13 protein-coding genes are annotated in these 16,415 nt (G+C 62.4%); 10 read left to right on the forward strand and 3 right to left on the reverse strand.

What is annotated here, in order from left to right:
* Window positions 1-7: 7 nt before the first annotated feature.
* Window positions 8-2,005, reverse strand: coding sequence for a bifunctional tRNA (5-methylaminomethyl-2-thiouridine)(34)-methyltransferase MnmD/FAD-dependent 5-carboxymethylaminomethyl-2-thiouridine(34) oxidoreductase MnmC (gene mnmC / locus ACLH0J_RS13575; RefSeq protein WP_411392367.1), 1,998 nt, complete (start codon window positions 2,003-2,005; stop codon window positions 8-10).
* A 141-nt stretch (window positions 2,006-2,146) separates the two neighbouring features.
* On the opposite strand from mnmC, the gene pap reads away from it, so the two are divergent.
* The 3 genes from pap to ACLH0J_RS13590 all read left to right on the forward strand — a co-directional run bounded on the left by pap (window position 2,147) and on the right by ACLH0J_RS13590 (window position 6,111).
* A complete protein-coding gene (gene pap / locus ACLH0J_RS13580) occupies window positions 2,147-3,655 on the forward strand; it encodes a polyphosphate:AMP phosphotransferase (RefSeq protein ID WP_411392368.1) in 1,509 nt (502 codons plus the stop codon).
* A 160-nt stretch (window positions 3,656-3,815) separates the two neighbouring features.
* Window positions 3,816-5,000: a thiolase family protein gene (locus ACLH0J_RS13585; RefSeq protein ID WP_411392369.1), complete on the forward strand. Its 1,185-nt coding sequence runs from the start codon at window positions 3,816-3,818 to the stop codon at window positions 4,998-5,000.
* Window positions 5,001-5,154: 154 nt separating this feature from the next.
* Window positions 5,155-6,111 carry a DMT family transporter gene (locus tag ACLH0J_RS13590; RefSeq protein WP_411392370.1) on the forward strand — a complete coding sequence of 319 codons (957 nt, stop codon included), beginning with the start codon at window positions 5,155-5,157 and terminating at the stop codon, window positions 6,109-6,111.
* Here the strand turns inward: ACLH0J_RS13590 and ACLH0J_RS13595 are convergent.
* Window positions 6,108-7,490: a class II fumarate hydratase gene (locus ACLH0J_RS13595; protein ID WP_411392371.1), complete on the reverse strand. Its 1,383-nt coding sequence runs from the start codon at window positions 7,488-7,490 to the stop codon at window positions 6,108-6,110. The genes ACLH0J_RS13590 and ACLH0J_RS13595 overlap by 4 nt on opposite strands.
* Before the next feature lie 193 nt (window positions 7,491-7,683).
* Here ACLH0J_RS13595 and ACLH0J_RS13600 point away from each other — a divergent pair, with 193 nt between their 5' ends.
* The 7 genes from ACLH0J_RS13600 (at window position 7,684) to ACLH0J_RS13630 (ending at window position 15,399) form a co-directional block, all read left to right on the forward strand.
* Window positions 7,684-8,202 carry a DUF2059 domain-containing protein gene (locus ACLH0J_RS13600; protein ID WP_010567461.1) on the forward strand — a complete coding sequence of 173 codons (519 nt, stop codon included), beginning with the start codon at window positions 7,684-7,686 and terminating at the stop codon, window positions 8,200-8,202.
* Window positions 8,203-8,208: 6 nt separating this feature from the next.
* Complete coding sequence (locus ACLH0J_RS13605; RefSeq protein ID WP_411392372.1) at window positions 8,209-8,505, forward strand: BolA family protein; 297 nt, start codon at window positions 8,209-8,211, stop codon at window positions 8,503-8,505.
* A gap of 118 nt (window positions 8,506-8,623) precedes the next feature.
* The gene (locus ACLH0J_RS13610) at window positions 8,624-9,565 is read left to right on the forward strand and encodes a rhodanese-related sulfurtransferase (protein ID WP_411392373.1); all 942 of its coding nucleotides are present in this window, start codon (window positions 8,624-8,626) and stop codon (window positions 9,563-9,565) included.
* Between the two features lie 3 nt (window positions 9,566-9,568).
* On the forward strand, window positions 9,569-10,204 hold the full coding sequence (locus tag ACLH0J_RS13615; RefSeq protein WP_411392374.1) for a DsbA family protein: 636 nt from the start codon (window positions 9,569-9,571) through the stop codon (window positions 10,202-10,204).
* Window positions 10,197-12,017, forward strand: a complete 1,821-nt coding sequence (locus ACLH0J_RS13620; RefSeq protein ID WP_411392375.1) for an ABC transporter ATP-binding protein — start codon at window positions 10,197-10,199, stop codon at window positions 12,015-12,017. The genes ACLH0J_RS13615 and ACLH0J_RS13620 overlap by 8 nt, the downstream gene beginning before the upstream one ends.
* A 71-nt stretch (window positions 12,018-12,088) precedes the next feature.
* Complete coding sequence (locus ACLH0J_RS13625; RefSeq protein WP_411392376.1) at window positions 12,089-14,551, forward strand: EAL domain-containing protein; 2,463 nt, start codon at window positions 12,089-12,091, stop codon at window positions 14,549-14,551.
* A 77-nt stretch (window positions 14,552-14,628) separates the two neighbouring features.
* Entirely contained in the window at window positions 14,629-15,399 is a 771-nt protein-coding gene (locus ACLH0J_RS13630; protein ID WP_411392821.1) for a TenA family transcriptional regulator, read from the forward strand.
* A gap of 22 nt (window positions 15,400-15,421) precedes the next feature.
* Here ACLH0J_RS13630 and ACLH0J_RS13635 read toward each other — a convergent pair whose 3' ends face one another.
* Window positions 15,422-16,348, reverse strand: a complete 927-nt coding sequence (locus ACLH0J_RS13635) for a GGDEF domain-containing protein (protein ID WP_411392377.1) — start codon at window positions 16,346-16,348, stop codon at window positions 15,422-15,424.
* Window positions 16,349-16,415: the final 67 nt, after the last annotated feature.

The raw sequence follows: 16,415 nt of genomic DNA on the forward strand, positions 1-16,415 counted from the left end.
CGTCCGGTCAGCGCTCGGGTTTTGTCACATTGCTGCGGATCAGCGCACGCACCGCGAAGCGGTTGGGGTGGCAGGCCTCGGCCACGCTGCGGGGCAGGGGCAGGGGTTCGTTGTCCAGCCAGGCGGCCAGCAGTTCGCCGGACAGCGGTGCGGTGATCAGTCCACGGGAACCATGGCCACTGTTGACGTACACGCCTTCGAGCCACGGGCAAGGCGCTTGCGGCACATGGCGGGCGTCTTTGCGCAGGCTGTCGTAGGCCTGGGCAAAGGTCGGGTGGTCAGCCAAGGGCCCGACAATCGGCAGGTAGTCGGGGCTGGTGCAGCGGAAGGCCGCGCGCCCCTCGAGGGTTTCAGGCGCCAGGGTGTCGGCGTGCAGGCGGTGTGCAAGGTCGGTGGAGATTTCCTGCAACAGCGCCAGGTTGCCCGCGTGTTCGGCGGCGGTGGGCGCCAGGTCCTGGCTTTTGAAATCAAAACTGGCCCCCAGGGTGTGTTCGCCCAGGCGCGCCGGCGCGACATAGCCTTCGGCGCAGACCACGGTGCTCAGCGCAGCACTGGCGGCCGTCTGCGGCAAACGGGTGATCTGCCCACGGATGCGTTTGAGGGGCAGCTCGGCGCAGGCGGCAAAGCGCTTGACCTCGGCGGCGCCGGCCAGCACCACCACAGGGGCGCTGGCCAGCCATGTTTCACCGTCCCAGGCTTGCCATTGGTCGTCGACTTTGCGCAGTTCCAGTACGTCGCGATGGGTAAGGACTTGAACCCCAGGGTGGCGGGCCAGCCATTGGCACAGGGCGGGTGGGTGAACCCAACCGCCTTCGGGGAAAAACAGCCCGCCATGGTCCAGCGCCACGCCGGCGCGCGACTGGGCCTGATCCTTGTCCAACAGGTGCAGCAGGTCCGGCGCGAATGCCTCGGCCAGTTGCACCTGGCGTTCGGCTTCCTTGGCGTTGAAGGCCAGTTGCAGGACGCCACAGCCGTCCCAGTCGACACCGCGTTGCAGGTGTTCGAGCTGGCGCCGGGTGTGGCCGAAGCCGCTGACGATCATCTGCGACAAGGCCGTGCCGTGGGCCGACAGCTTGAGGTACAGCACGCCCTGGGGGTTGCCGGACGCTTCTTCGGCGAGCCCCTCGCGCCGCTCCAGCAGGCTGACCTGCCAGCCCCGTGCCGCCAGGCTGGCGGCGCTGGCGCAACCGGCCAACCCGCCGCCGACCACCAGGGCCCGGCGCTCGCCGTGGTGCACCGGCGGGCGGGCGAACCAGGGCTTGGCGGCGGGCGGTGGCGGTGTTTCGGCCGGCCATCCGAGGTATTCGCCACGCAGGATTTCCCATTTGTGGCCGATGCCTGGCGTGCGTTTCATCTTGAAACCGGCGGCATTGAGCAAGCGGCGCACCCAGCCGGTACTGGTGAACGTGCTGAGGGTCGAACCGGGCGCTGCCAGCCGTGCCAGTTCGGCAAACAGCTCGGCGGTCCACATGTCAGGGTTTTTTGCTGGGGCGAAGCCGTCGAGGAACCAGGCATCGACCTGGGCGTCAAGCTGCGGCAACTGTTCCATGACATCGCCGATCAACAGCGTCAGGGTGACTCGGCCAGTATCCAGCACCAGCCGCTGAAAGCCCTGATGGATGGCGACGTACTGCGTCAGCAGGGGCGCGGCGAACGGTTCGAGCGACGGCCAGAGCGCGAGCGCGCGTTGCAGGTCGGCATGGCTCAGGGGGTACTTTTCGACGCTGATGAAATGCAGGCGCGCATCGGCGCAGGCGTGCTGCTCGAACAACTGCCAGGCGCAGAGAAAATTCAACCCGGTGCCGAAGCCCGTCTCGCCGATCACCAGCCGCTCGCCCGGCGCCAGGGCGGCGAAACGTTCGGCCAGGCGGTTTTGCTCCAGGAACACGTAGCGGGTTTCGTCCAGGCCCGACAGGTCGGAGAAATACACGTCGTTGAACACCCGCGAGTGGGGGCGTCCCTGGTCGTCCCAGTCGAGCTGGGCGTTTGGCAGTTCGGGGTTCATGGGCAACTCGACAAAGGCAAGGCGGCCATTCTAGCCGATCAACAGACCTGTCATTGACCCATGGCAAGTCGAGTTGAAATTTCCTGGCACGCCCCGCGCCTCAATCCGCTAGTCTTGCTCCATTCTGGAACGGAGCCGCCAATGTTCGAATCTGCTGAAATCGGTCATGCCATCGACAAAGAAACCTACGACGCCGAAGTGCCGGCCCTGCGGGAAGCCTTGTTGGAGGTGCAGTACGAGCTGCAACAGCAAAAGCGTTTTCCGGTGATCATCCTGATCAACGGCGTCGAAGGCGCCGGCAAGGGCGAGACGGTCAAGCTGCTCAATGAGTGGATGGACCCGCGTCTGATCGAGGTGCGCACCTTCGACCAGCAGACCGACGAAGAACTCGCCCGTCCACCCGCCTGGCGCTACTGGCGCCACCTGCCGTCCAAAGGGCGCATGGGCGTGTTTTTTGGTAACTGGTACAGCCAGATGCTGCAGGGCCGGGTGCATGGGGAGATCAAGGATGCGCGGCTCGACCAGGCGATCGCCGGTGCCGAGCGCCTGGAGAAGATGTTCTGCGACGAAGGTGCGTTGATCTTCAAGTTCTGGTTTCACCTGTCCAAAAAGCAGATGAAGGCACGGCTCAAGGCGCTGGCCGACGACCCGCTGCACAGTTGGCGCATCAGCGCGCTGGATTGGCAGCAGTCGGCCACGTACGACAAGTTCGTCAAGTATGGCGAGCGCATCTTGCGTCGCACCAGCCGCGACTACGCGCCGTGGTACGTGATCGAAGGGGTCGATAGCAATTACCGTAGCCTCACCGTGGGCAAGATCCTGCTCGACGGCATGCAAAATGCCTTGAAACTGCCCAAGGCCAAGTCCAGCGGCATGAATCCTGCGCCGTTGCTGGCGTCGGTGGACCAGAAGAGCCTGCTCGACAGCCTCGACATGACCTTGCAATTGGACAAGGAAGACTATGAAGAACAACTGATCACCGAACAGGCACGCTTGTCGGGCCTGATGCGCGACAAACGCATGCGCAGGCACGCGCTGGTGACCGTGTTCGAAGGCAATGACGCGGCGGGCAAGGGCGGGGCGATTCGACGGGTGGCGGCGGCGCTCGATCCGCGCCAGTACCACATCGTGCCGATTGCCGCGCCGAGTGAAGACGAACGTGCCCAACCCTACCTGTGGCGGTTCTGGCAGAAGATTCCGGCGCGGGGCATGTTCACCGTGTTCGACCGCTCATGGTACGGCCGCGTGCTGGTGGAACGCATCGAAGGTTTCTGCACCCCGACCGACTGGATGCGCGCTTACGGCGAGATCAACGACTTTGAAGAGCAACTGCGTGATGCGGGTGTGATCGTGGTCAAGTTCTGGCTGTCCATCGACAAGCAGACCCAACTGGAGCGCTTCCAGGCCCGCGAGGCGATCCCGTTCAAACGCTTCAAGATCACCGAAGACGACTGGCGCAACCGAGAAAAGTGGGACAGCTACCGCACGGCCGTGGGCGACATGGTCGACCGCACCAGCACCGAGGTATCGCCCTGGACCCTGGTCGAAGCCAACGACAAGCGCTGGGCGCGGGTCAAGGTGCTGCGCACGATCAACCTGGCCTTGGAGGAAGCGTTCGCCAAGTCCGACAAGCAGGCTAAAAAGAAATAGCCACTGCGCAGTCGTGGCCGATGGGCTCATGGTGTGGTGAGCCCTTTTGCCACAACCACCCCCATGCTTTCGCATACGCCAGGTGAATGATCGTCGCCGTCGGGCAGGCCTGGATTTATCCTCGGGCCTTCTCCCCACAACGACAAGATCGAGGTAGCCCATGCGTGAAGTAGTGATCGTCGACAGCGTGCGAACCGGCCTGGCCAAGTCCTTTCGCGGCAAGTTCAACCAGACCCGCCCGGATGACATGGCGGCCCATTGCGTCAACGCGCTGCTGGCCCGCAATGGCATCGACCCGGCCACGGTGGAGGACTGTATCGTCGGCGCCGGCTCCAACGAAGGCGCCCAGGGCTACAACATCGGGCGCAATGTGGCGGTGCTGTCGCAATTGGGGACCGGCACGGCCGGCATGACCCTCAACCGGTTCTGCTCGTCGGGCTTGCAGGCGATTGCAATTGCGGCCAACCAGATCGCCTCGGGTTGCAGCGACATCATCGTCGCCGGCGGTGTCGAGTCCATCAGCCTGACCATGAAAAGCGTCAACACCGACAACCTGATCAACCCGCTGCTCAAGGAGCAGGTGCCGGGCATTTATTTCCCCATGGGCCAGACCGCCGAAATCGTCGCCCGTCGCTACAACGTCAGCCGTGAAGACCAGGACCTCTACGCCCTGCAAAGCCAGCAGCGCACGGCCCAGGCTCAGGCGGACGGCGTGTTCGACGATGAAATCGTGGCGATGGCGGTCAAGTACCGGGTCGAGGACAAGCACACCGGCGCGGTGCAGATCCTCGACGGCGTGGTCGACCGCGATGACTGCAACCGTCCCGACACCACCCTGGCCAGCCTGGCCGGGTTGAAGCCGGTGTTCGCCGAGGATGGCTCGGTGACGGCGGGCAATTCGTCGCAGCTCTCCGATGGCGCCTCGATGACCCTGGTGATGAGCCTGGAGAAAGCCCTGGCGTTGGGGCTCAAGCCCAAGGCGTTTTTCCGTGGTTTCACCGTGGCCGGTTGCGAGCCCGACGAGATGGGCATCGGCCCGGTGTTCTCGGTGCCCAAGTTGCTCAAGGCGAAGGGCTTGCAGGTGGCGGACATCGACCTGTGGGAACTCAACGAGGCGTTCGCGTCGCAGTGCCTGTATGCACGCGATCGTCTGGAAATCGACAACGCCCGGTACAACGTCAACGGTGGCTCGATCTCCATCGGCCACCCGTTTGGCATGACCGGTTCGCGGCAAGTGGGGCACCTGGTGCGCGAGTTGCAACGGCGCAATCTGCGCTACGGCATCGTCACCATGTGCGTGGGCGGTGGCATGGGCGCGACCGGACTCTTCGAAGCCGTACGCTAAGCCCTGGTGGGAGGGGGCTTGCTCCCGATGGCGGCGGCACCGACACCCCGCGATCAGAAGCAAGCCCTCTTTTGCCATTGAACGCCGGCATATCCCAATCCGGCGACTTCACCCTAGAATGCACGCTCCTCCACCTCTGGCTTCTGGGGCACTCATGCACATCTCTTCCGGTCGCTGGGTCTACGGCTTCTTCCTGACCCTGCTGACCGCGCTGCTGTGGGGCATTCTGCCGATCAAACTCAAACAGGTCTTGCAGGTGATGGACCCCATCACCGTCACCTGGTTTCGCCTGATCGTGGCCGGCGGTTGCCTGTTTCTGTACCTCTCGGCTACCCGCCGCCTGCCCAGCCTTAAAGTGCTCGGCCCCAAGGGCGGCTGGCTGGTGGGCATGGCCGTGTGCGGTCTGGTGGGCAACTACGTGTTGTACCTGGTCGGCCTGAAGCTGCTCAGCCCCGGCACCGCCCAGTTGGTGGTGCAGATGGGGCCGATCTTTTTGATGATCGCCAGCGTGTTCGTGTTCAAGGAACGCTTCAGCCGCGGCCAAGTGCTGGGCTTGGTGGTGTTGATCGCGGGCTTCGGTCTGTTCTTCAACCAGCGCCTGGCGGAGCTGCTGACCTCGTTGGGTGCTTATACCGCTGGCGTGCTGACGGTCCTGCTGGCCACGTCGATCTGGGTGTTTTATGCCCTGGGCCAGAAGCAGTTGCTGACCGTATGGAACTCGCTGCAGGTGATGATGGTGATCTACCTGTCGTGCGCCGTGTTGCTGACGCCCTGGGCACATCCGCTGGAGGCCCTGCAACTGAGCCCGCTGCAAGGCTGGCTGCTGCTGGCGTGCTGCATGAACACCCTGGTGGCCTACGGCGCATTTGCCGAAGCCCTGGCCCATTGGGAAGCCTCGCGGGTCAGTGCGACCCTGGCGCTCACGCCGTTGGTGACGTTTGTCGCGGTGGCGTTGGCGGCGTGGTGGTGGCCGGACTATGTGCAGGCCGAGGAGATCAACGCCCTGGGGTATGTCGGCGCGCTGCTGGTGGTGCTGGGGTCGGCGGCCGTGGCGCTGGCGCCGTCGTTGCTCGCCGGGCTCAAGGCCCGGCGGCTGCGCATGGCGTCTTAAGTGCCCAGCATGTTTTCCGGGCGGACCCACTGGTCGAACTCGGCGTCGGTGAGGTAGCCCAGCTCCAGCGCCGCTTCCCGTAGCGTCAGCCCTTCGGCATAGGCCTTCTTGGCGATTTGCGCAGACTTGTCATAGCCGATGTGTGGGTTGAGGGCGGTCACCAGCATCAGCCCGCGTTCCAGGTGCTCGGCCATTTGCACCGGGTCAGGCTCGAGGCCGGCGACACAGTGTTCCTGGAAGTTGTTGCAGCCATCGGCGAGCAGGCGGATCGACTCCAGCAGGTTGTGGATGATCACCGGCTTGTACACGTTCAACTGCAAATGCCCCTGGCTGGCGGCGATGCCGATGGTCACGTCATTGCCCATGACCTGGCAGGCCAGCATCGACAGCGCTTCGCACTGGGTCGGGTTGACCTTGCCCGGCATGATCGAACTGCCGGGCTCGTTGGCCGGCAGTTTCACCTCGGCCAGCCCGGCGCGCGGGCCCGAACCCAGGAGGCGCAGGTCGTTGGCGATTTTCATCAGGGCCACGGCCAGGGTCTTCAGCGCGCCGTGCAGGGTCACCAGTGGCTCATGGCCGGAAAGCGCGGCGAATTTGTTCGGCGCCGTCACGAAGGGCAGGCCGGAGAGGGCGGCCAGTTCGGCGGCAATCGCCTCGCCAAAGCCGTGGGGCGCATTGAGCCCGGTGCCGACGGCGGTGCCGCCCTGGGCCAACTCGCACACGGCGGGCAGGGCGCTGCGAATTGCGCGTTCGGCGTAATCGAGCTGGGCGATGAACGCCGACAGTTCCTGGCCGAAGGTGATGGGCGTGGCGTCCATCATATGGGTGCGACCGGTCTTCACCAGTTTCATGTGCCGCGCGGCCAATTCCGCCAGGCCGCCGGAAAGGGTGGCGAGCGCCGGCAGCAGTTGCTGGTGCACCGCCTGCACGGTCGCGATGCTCATGGCCGTGGGGAAGCAGTCGTTGGAACTCTGGGAGCGGTTGACGTGATCGTTGGGATGCACCGGGCTCTTGCCGCCACGGGGCTTGCCCGACAGTTCGTTGGCGCGGCCGGCGATCACTTCGTTGGCGTTCATGTTGCTCTGGGTGCCGCTGCCGGTTTGCCAGACCACCAGGGGGAACTGGTCGTCATGCTGGCCGTCGAGCACTTCGTCGGCGGCCTGTTCGATCAGGCGCGCAATGTCGGCGGGCAGGTCGCCGTTGCGGTTGTTGACCCGTGCGGCAGCCTTCTTGACCAGGGCCAGGGCATGCAACACCGCCAGGGGCATGCGCTGCTCGCCAATGGCGAAATTCACCAGCGAACGTTGGGTCTGGGCGCCCCAGTAGGCGTCATCCGGGACGGCGACTTCCCCCAGGCTGTCGGTTTCGATACGGCTCATCGGGCACTCTCCTTCAGGTTCGTTTGCGCAGTTTAGGCCTTGATGAGCCTATGGGGTTCCCTAAAAGACTTTTCATCGGATTCATTCACCGCCAATCCACGTCCGACAAGGGCCGGGGTTGAGCCGCAAGGTTTTTTAGGCGCAGAATGGGCGCCCTTGGGGTCTTACCTCGCCTGCTAGAAAAGGAAACTCGATGACTCGTCTTCGTGCCATCTGTACCGCGGTTGCTCTGGTTTGCGCCAGCGGCCAGGTTTTTGCCGATACCGCCAGCCACAACGCCAGTGCCGAAGCCTTCCTTACCCTGGCCCACGCTGACAAGCTGGGGACCCCGGTGTACATGCAAGTGCAGCAAATGTTCGCCCAACGCTTCGAACAGACCAAGGCGCCTGCCGCCAAGCAGTCCGTACTGGACAGCTACCAGGCCAAAGCCAACGCCGCCCTCGACCAGGCTATCGGCTGGCCCAAGCTGAAACCGGACATGGTCAAGCTCTACACCAGCAACTTCAGCGAATCCGAGCTCAAGGACCTGGTTGCTTTCTACCAGTCGCCACTGGGCAAGAAAGTCCTGGAAAAAATGCCGCAACTGACCCAGCAATCGGCCCAGATGACCCAGGCCAAGCTGGAAAGCGCCGTTCCGGTGGTGAACAAGCTGTTGGAAGACATGACCAACGAGCTGACGCCGAAAGCCGCCGCACCGGCCAAGAAGAAGTAAGCAGGAATGACCATGCAACAGCGTATCGAAACGGCGCTCGCCGCCCTGGGCGCGGATCACTTGAGCGTGCTGGACGAAAGCCATATGCACAGCCGCGGGTTGCAGACCCACTTCAAGGCCGTGCTGGTCAGCCAGCAGTTCGAGGGGCTTAACCGCGTCAAGCGCCACCAGAAGGTCTACGCCACCCTGGGTGACCTGATGAGCGAGTTTCATGCGCTGGCGCTGCATACCTACACGCCTGAGGAATGGGCACAAATCGACGCAGCCCCGGCCTCGCCGACCTGCGCCGGCGGTCACAGTTGATGAGCGGGTGCTTCTGACCCCCTGCATTTGCTAGAATCCGCAACGCGCCGCTCAGCCGGCGCGTTTTTTTTGCATCCGGTTCACCCCTTACGAGGGTAGCCACCTGGAGAGAACACCCATGACTCAACCGATCGTCGTGGCGGCACTGTATAAGTTCGTCACCCTCGAAGATTACGTCGCCCTGCGCGAGCCCTTGCTGCAGGCGATGGTCGACAACGGCATCAAAGGCACTTTGCTGATCGCCAAAGAAGGCATCAACGGCACCGTTTCCGGCAGCCGCGAAGGCATCGACGGCCTGATGGCCTGGCTCAAGAACGACCCGCGCATGGTCGACATCGACCACAAAGAGTCGTACTGCGACGAGCAGCCGTTCTATCGCACCAAGGTCAAGCTCAAGAAAGAGATCGTGACCCTGGGCGTCGAAGGCGTCGACCCGAACAAAAAAGTCGGCACCTACGTCGAACCGCAGGACTGGAACGCGCTGATCAGCGACCCGGAAGTGCTGTTGATCGACACCCGCAACGACTACGAAGTGTCCATCGGCACCTTTGAAGGCGCGATCGACCCGAAAACCACCAGTTTTCGCGAATTTCCCGACTACATCAAAGCCAACTTCGACCCGGCCAAGCACAAGAAAGTCGCCATGTTCTGCACCGGCGGCATTCGTTGCGAAAAGGCCTCCAGCTACATGCTCAGCGAAGGCTTCGATGAGGTCTACCACCTCAAGGGCGGCATCCTGAAGTACCTCGAAGAGGTGCCGCAGGAAGAGACCAAGTGGCAGGGCGACTGTTTTGTATTCGACAATCGCGTGACCGTGCGCCACGACTTGAGCGAAGGCGACTACGATCAATGTCATGCCTGCCGTACACCGGTGAGCGTCGAAGACCGCGCGTCCGAGCACTATGTGGCCGGCATCAGTTGCCCCCACTGCTGGGATAAGCTGCCGGAGAAAACCCGTCGCAGTGCGATCGACCGGCAAAAGCAGATCGAACTGGCCAAGGCCCGCAACATGCCGCACCCGATCGGTTTCAACTATAAGCAAACATCCTCCGAGGCTTGACCCATGTCAGCGCGCCTGCTTTACGTGATGGACCCGATGTGTTCCTGGTGCTGGGGCTTTGCCCCGGTGGCCGAGGCGTTGGTGAAGCAGGCCCAGGCGGCCGGCGTGGATCTGCACCTGGTGGTGGGCGGTTTGCGCACCGGCAGCGGCGCGGCGTTGGAACCGACCACCCGGCGCTACATTCTTGAACACTGGCAGGCGGTCACCGAAGCCACCGGCCAGTCGTTCAAGCACGAGGGCGCGCTGCCCGACGGTTTTGTCTACGACACCGAGCCTGCGTGCCGCGCCATCGTCACTGCGCGCAGCCTGGCACCGGATTGTGCATGGAAACTGTTGGGGCTGATCCAGCATGCGTTCTATGTCGAAGGTCGTGATGTGACCCTCGCCAAGGTGCTGGTGGAATTGGCGGAAGAGGCGGGCATACCGCGCATCGAGTTTGCCGGCGAGTTCGATCGCGTCGAGCAGCATGCCGCCACCGCTGCGGATTTCACCTGGGTGCAGGACCTGGGTATTGCGGGTTTCCCAACGTTGCTGGCCGAGCGTAACGGCCAGTTGGCACTGTTGACCAACGGCTACCAACCGCTGTCCGAGCTTTCGCCACTGCTCGCCCGCTGGTTGGAGCGAGCCACCTGTGCATGACCGGCCTGATACACCAGCGCTACCCAAACGCATCGACCGCCTGACCTGGGCGGAAATTCGCCGCCTGGCCCTGCGGCACCGTAAATCCCTGTGGATCGCCAACAGCGTCGCGGTACTGGCGACCCTGTGCAGCGTCCCCATCCCTTTGCTGTTGCCGTTGCTGGTGGACGAGGTGCTGCTGGGCCATGGCGATGCCGCGCTCAAGGTGATGAACCACGCCTTGCCCCTGGGGTGGCAGAAGGCGGCGGGTTACATCGGCCTGATGTTGCTGGTGACGCTGTTGCTGCGCTGCGGCGCCCTGGTGTTCAACGTGGTGCAGGCGCGGCTGTTTGCGCGGCTGGCCAAGGACATCGTGTACCGCATCCGCGTACGCTTGATCGAGCGCCTCAAGCGTATCTCCCTGGGCGAGTACGAAAGCCTGGGCAGCGGCACGGTCACCACGCACTTGGTCACCGACCTGGACACCTTGGACAAATTCGTCGGTGAAACCCTCAGCCGCTTCTTGGTGGCCATGCTCACCCTGGTCGGCACGTCGGCGATCCTGGTGTGGATGCATTGGCAACTGGCCTTGCTGATTCTGCTGTTCAACCCCTTGGTGATCTACGCCACGGTGCAGTTGGGCAAGCGCGTCAAACACCTGAAGAAGCTGGAAAACGACAGCACCTCACGGTTCACCCAGGCCCTGACCGAAACCCTCGATGCCATCCAGGAAGTGCGCGCCGGCAACCGCCAGGGCTTTTTCCTCGGCCGCCTGGGCCAGCGCGCCCAGGAGGTGCGCGACTACGCGATTCATTCCCAATGGAAAACCGACGCTTCCAGCCGGGCCAGCGGTTTGCTGTTCCAGTTCGGGATCGACATCTTCCGCGCGGCGGCGATGCTCACCGTGCTGTTTTCCGACCTGTCCATCGGCCAGATGCTCGCCGTGTTCAGTTACCTGTGGTTCATGATCGGCCCGGTGGAGCAGTTGCTGAACCTGCAATACGCCTACTATGCGGCGGGCGGCGCGCTGACCCGCATCAACGAATTGCTGGCCCGTGCCGATGAACCGCAGTACGCCGGCGGCGCAGACCCGTTCACCGGGCACGAGACCGTTGGCATCGAAGTGCGCGGCCTTGATTTCGGCTACGGTGAAGAACTGGTGCTCGACCAGTTGAACCTGGTCATCGCCCCCGGTGAAAAGGTGGCGATCGTCGGCGCCAGCGGCGGCGGCAAAAGTACCCTGGTGCAACTGTTGCTCGGGCTCTACACGCCGCAGGCGGGCAGCATTCGGTTCGGCCGTGCCACCCAACAGGAGATCGGCCTGGAAACCATCCGCGAGCATGTCGCGGTGGTGCTGCAGCATCCGGCGCTGTTCAACGATACCGTGCGCGCCAACCTGACCATGGGCCGAAACCGCAGCGACCAGGCCTGCTGGCAGGCACTGGCAATTGCCCAACTGGATGCTACCGTCAAGGCACTGCCCCTGGGGCTTGACAGTGTGGTGGGGCGTTCTGGGGTGCGTTTTTCCGGCGGGCAGCGACAGCGCCTGGCGATTGCGCGTATGGTCCTGGCCGAGCCGAAGGTGGTGATTCTCGATGAGGCGACCTCCGCGCTGGATGCTGCCACCGAGTACAACTTGCACCAGGCACTGGCGCGCTTCCTCAGTGGCCGTACTACACTCATCATCGCCCACCGCCTGTCAGCGGTTAAACAAGCGGATCGAGTATTAGTGTTCGACGGTGGTCATATCGCTGAGGATGGCGACCACCAGCAATTGATTGCCGAGGGTGGTCTGTACGCCAAGCTGTACGGACACTTACAACAAGTTCGTTGAATTAGCCTAGGCTGAGCTATCGAAAGCGTATTTTCGCGTGCGTATCCAGCAGTGCATGTGCAAGGGATTTCATGAAGCAAAAGCGGACTTTCGGAACGCCACGGCTGTTGGGCATTGTGTGGCCATTTATCGCTGTGGTGCTGTTCCAGGCATTGTTGGGCTGCATCAGTCTTTACGTGCTTTCAGCGGTGCGCGGTTATGTGGCGGGCGAGAGCCTATGGTCCAAGGGCCAGAAAGACGCCATCTATTACCTCACGCTTTACGCCGATAATCGCAACGAAGCCACCTACCTCAAATACCAACAGGCCATTGCCGTGCCTCAGGGCGGACACGAACTGCGCATTGCGCTGGACCGTCCTGTCCCTGATCTCGACGCGGCGCGCCTGGGTATCCTCAAGGGCGGCAACCATCCGGATGACGTTTCCAGTGTGATCTGGCTGTACCTCAATTTTCGCCATTTCAGCTACCTGGAAAAAGCCATCGAGCTATGGACCGTGGGCGATGGCTTCCTGGTTCAACTCGATAGTCTGGCCCAGGAGATGCACCGTGCGATTACCCATGGCCAGCTCAGCGCGGACGATGTGCACCAATGGAAGGCCGATATCACCGCAATCAACGAGGGGGTGACCCCCGCCGCCAAAGCGTTCAGCGATGCCTTGGGCGAAGGTTCACGCGTGATCCTGCGGCTGCTGTTGATCACCAACCTGGCGACCGCCCTGGGTCTGATCGTGCTCGCGCTGTTGCGCACCCATAAGCTGTTGACCCAGCGCCATGCTTTCGCCGATGCCTTGCAGGAAGAAAAAGAGCGGGCGCAGATCACGCTGGAGTCGATTGGCGATGGGGTGATCACCACCAACGTCGACGGTGCCATCACCTACATGAACCCGGCGGCCGAGGCGCTGACCCATTGGCATTCGTCCCGGGCACAGGGGCTGCCCCTGGCGGCACTGTTCAACCTGCTGGACGACGATGCGCCGTCCGATGGTTTTACGTTGATCGAGCACATCGTCAAAGGCCAGCTCAGCGGCGGCAGCGAGCACTCGAAAACCATCCAGCGCCTGGACGGCAGTACGGTCTCGGTCACCCTGGTGGGTGCGCCGATTCGCAGCGCCGGCAAGGTCACGGGGGCGGTGCTGGTGTTGCACGACATGACCCAGGAGCGCCAATACATCGCCAACCTGTCATGGCAGGCGACCCACGACGCCTTGACCGGTCTGGCCAACCGCCGCGAATTCGAGTTCCGCCTGGAGCAGGTGCTGCATCCGGCGGGATACGCGCACACCGGCCGGCATGCATTGATGTTCCTCGACCTGGACCAGTTCAAACTGGTCAACGACACCTGCGGCCATGCGGCGGGCGATGAGCTGTTGCGGCATATCTGCGCGCTGCTGCAATCGGACCTGCGCGAAGGTGACACCCTGGCCCGTCTGGGGGGCGATGAATTCGGCATTCTGCTGGAGAATTGCCCGCCGGTGGTGGCGGAAAAAATCGCCGAAAGCCTGCGCCATACCGTGCAAAGCCTGCATTTCGTGTGGAAGGGCCGGCCATTCATGACCACCGTCAGTATCGGTCTGGTGCATATCTCCAACAGCCCGACCACCCTGGAAACCTCGCTGCGCGCCGCCGACATGGCGTGCTACATGGCCAAGGAAAAAGGCCGCAACCGCGTGCAGGTGTACCATGCCGATGACTCGGAACTGTCCCTGCGCTTTGGCGAAATGGCCTGGGTGCAACGCCTGCACATGGCGCTGGAGGAGAACCGGTTCTGCCTGTATTCCCAGGAAATCGCGCCCCTCAAGCCGGTCGATGGCGACACCGGGCATATCGAAATCCTGCTGCGCCTGCACGACGAGGCTGGTCGCATCATCCTGCCCGACAGTTTTATCCCGGCCGCCGAGCGTTATGGGTTGATGACGTCCCTGGACCGTTGGGTGGTGGAGAACGTATTCAGGATCATTGCCCGTTGCCTGCAAGAACGTCCGGGGCGGCCGATGGCGATGTGTGCGATCAATCTCTCGGGTATCACCATTGGCGATGATGACTTTCTCGGCTTCCTGCACGACAAATTCCGCACTTACAGTATCCCTCCCGAGATGATCTGTTTTGAAATTACTGAAACCAGTGCGATTGCAAATTTGGGCAGTGCAATTCGCTTTATTAATGAACTCAAGGCTTTAGGTTGCCATTTTTCCCTTGATGACTTTTGTGCCGGAATGTCCTCATTCGCTTATCTTAAACATTTACCTGTAGACTTCCTGAAGATCGATGGAAGTTTCGTGAAGGATATGCTGGACGACCCGATTAATCGCGCAATGGTTGAAGTGATCAATCACATCGGCCACGTCATGGGTAAGCGCACAATTGCAGAGTTTGTCGAGACACCGCAGATCGAACAGGCGTTACTCGAGATTGGTGTGGATTACGCTCAGGGCTACCTGATTGAGCGACCGCAATTGTTTACCTTTGAAAGCTTGCAGTGTCGTCCTGCCCGGCCGCAGCCCCTGTTATTCAAGGCGCCAGGCACATTCCGCTGAAACATTTGCTGGTCTGTAAATCACACTTAAAAAGGAGCTCCACAGTGATCGACACATTCAACAGAACCGGCCCGCTGATGGAAGCCTCAAGTTACCCCGCCTGGGCTCAACAACTGATCCAGGACTGTAGCGAGAGCAAGCGGCGCGTTGTCGAACACGAACTGTACCAGCGCATGCGCGATAACACGCTCAGCGCCAAGACCATGCGCCAATACCTGATCGGTGGCTGGCCCGTCGTTGAACAGTTTGCCTTGTACATGGCGCAGAACCTCACCAAAACCAAATTTGCCCGCCATCCAGGTGAAGACATGGCCCGGCGCTGGCTGATGCGCAATATTCGCGTGGAACTCAACCACGCCGACTATTGGGTGAATTGGGCCGGAGCCCACGGCGTGAGCCTGGAAGACCTGCAGGCGCAAAACGTACCGCCGGAGCTGCACGCACTGAGCCACTGGTGCTGGCACACCAGCTCGGCCGATTCGCTGATCGTGGCCGTCGCCGCGACCAACTATGCGATCGAAGGCGCGACCGGAGAATGGTCCGCACTGGTGTGTTCCACGGGCGTTTACGCTGCTGCCTTCCCCGAGGAAGACCGCAAGCGTGCGATGAAGTGGCTGAAGATGCATGCCCAGTACGATGACGCTCACCCTTGGGAAGCCTTGGAGATCATCTGCACCCTGGCCGGGATGAACCCGAGCAAGGCGCTGCAGGTAGAACTGCGCCAGGCCGTGTGCAAGAGCTACGACTATATGTACCTGTTCCTGGAAAGCTGCATGCGCCTGGAGAAAGAAAAAAACCCGGCGGTCGTGCAGCGCGAGCGCCAGGCACGCGTCGCCAGCGAAGCCTGATGTGAAGGGCGTGGCGGGGTGCTTACCCCGCCATGGCCAAGCGGTTGCGACCTTCGCGCTTGGCCACGTACAAGGCGTTGTCGGCCCGGCGCAGCAGGCTTTCTGCTGACTCGGCGGCCAGCAGGGTCGAGCAGCCCAGGCTTACGGTCAATTCGATCCGCGTACCCTCCGCCCGATAATCCTGAGTCTGTGCCGCATGGCGCAGGCGTTCGCCGACCGTGGCCGCCGCATCCCGGCTGGTGTTGGACAGCAGGATCAGAAATTCTTCCCCGCCAAACCGAAACACCATGTCCACGTTACGCAACTGGCCCTTGATCGCCCCGGCGACCGCGCGAAGCACGTTATCGCCGGCCGCGTGGCCGTGGGTGTCGTTGATGCTCTTGAAGTGGTCGATGTCCAGCATCAGCAAGGACAAGGGGCTCATGTGCCGGCGCGCCATGTCGATTTCCCGTTGCAGGGTCTGGTCCATGGCAATGCGGTTGCCGGTATCGGTCAGTGGGTCGCGCAGGGCGCTGCGGGTGGCGGCGCGGTAGAGCAGCGCGTTGCGCATCGGGTAGAGCAGGGCGGCCAGCAGGGATTCAAGTTGGCCGAGCTCCTCTTCCAGCAAACGCTGGTTGCGGCGGAATATCAGCTCGCCCAGGTGCTCACCTTCATGGCTGAGGCTATAGCTCACCGAATGGTGGCCGCGGTGGCCGAACTCCAGGCGCAGGTCGCTGCCTTCGTGGCGATACTGCAGTGCATCCAGCGGCACCAGGCGTTGGATCTCACGAAAGAACACGGCAAGGATGTGTTGCGGTTCCAGGCTGGTCTGCAATTGCATGCCCAGTTGCTGGCGAAGTTGAAAGATGGTCGTGGGGCGACGCGGGAGGAGGGATGGCTGACCGAAGCCCAGGCGTTGCAATTTGGCACTGTCGAAGTCAATTGCGTTGGTCTGGGTGGGTGTTTTCATAAGCGGTCGGCCCCTAAGGAAACTCTGAAAAAGACTTTCTGATTTGGCAAAATACCGCGACCCCACC

The sequence above is a fragment of the Pseudomonas sp. MPB23 genome (assembly GCF_046605395.1).
Lineage (GTDB): Bacteria > Pseudomonadota > Gammaproteobacteria > Pseudomonadales > Pseudomonadaceae > Aquipseudomonas.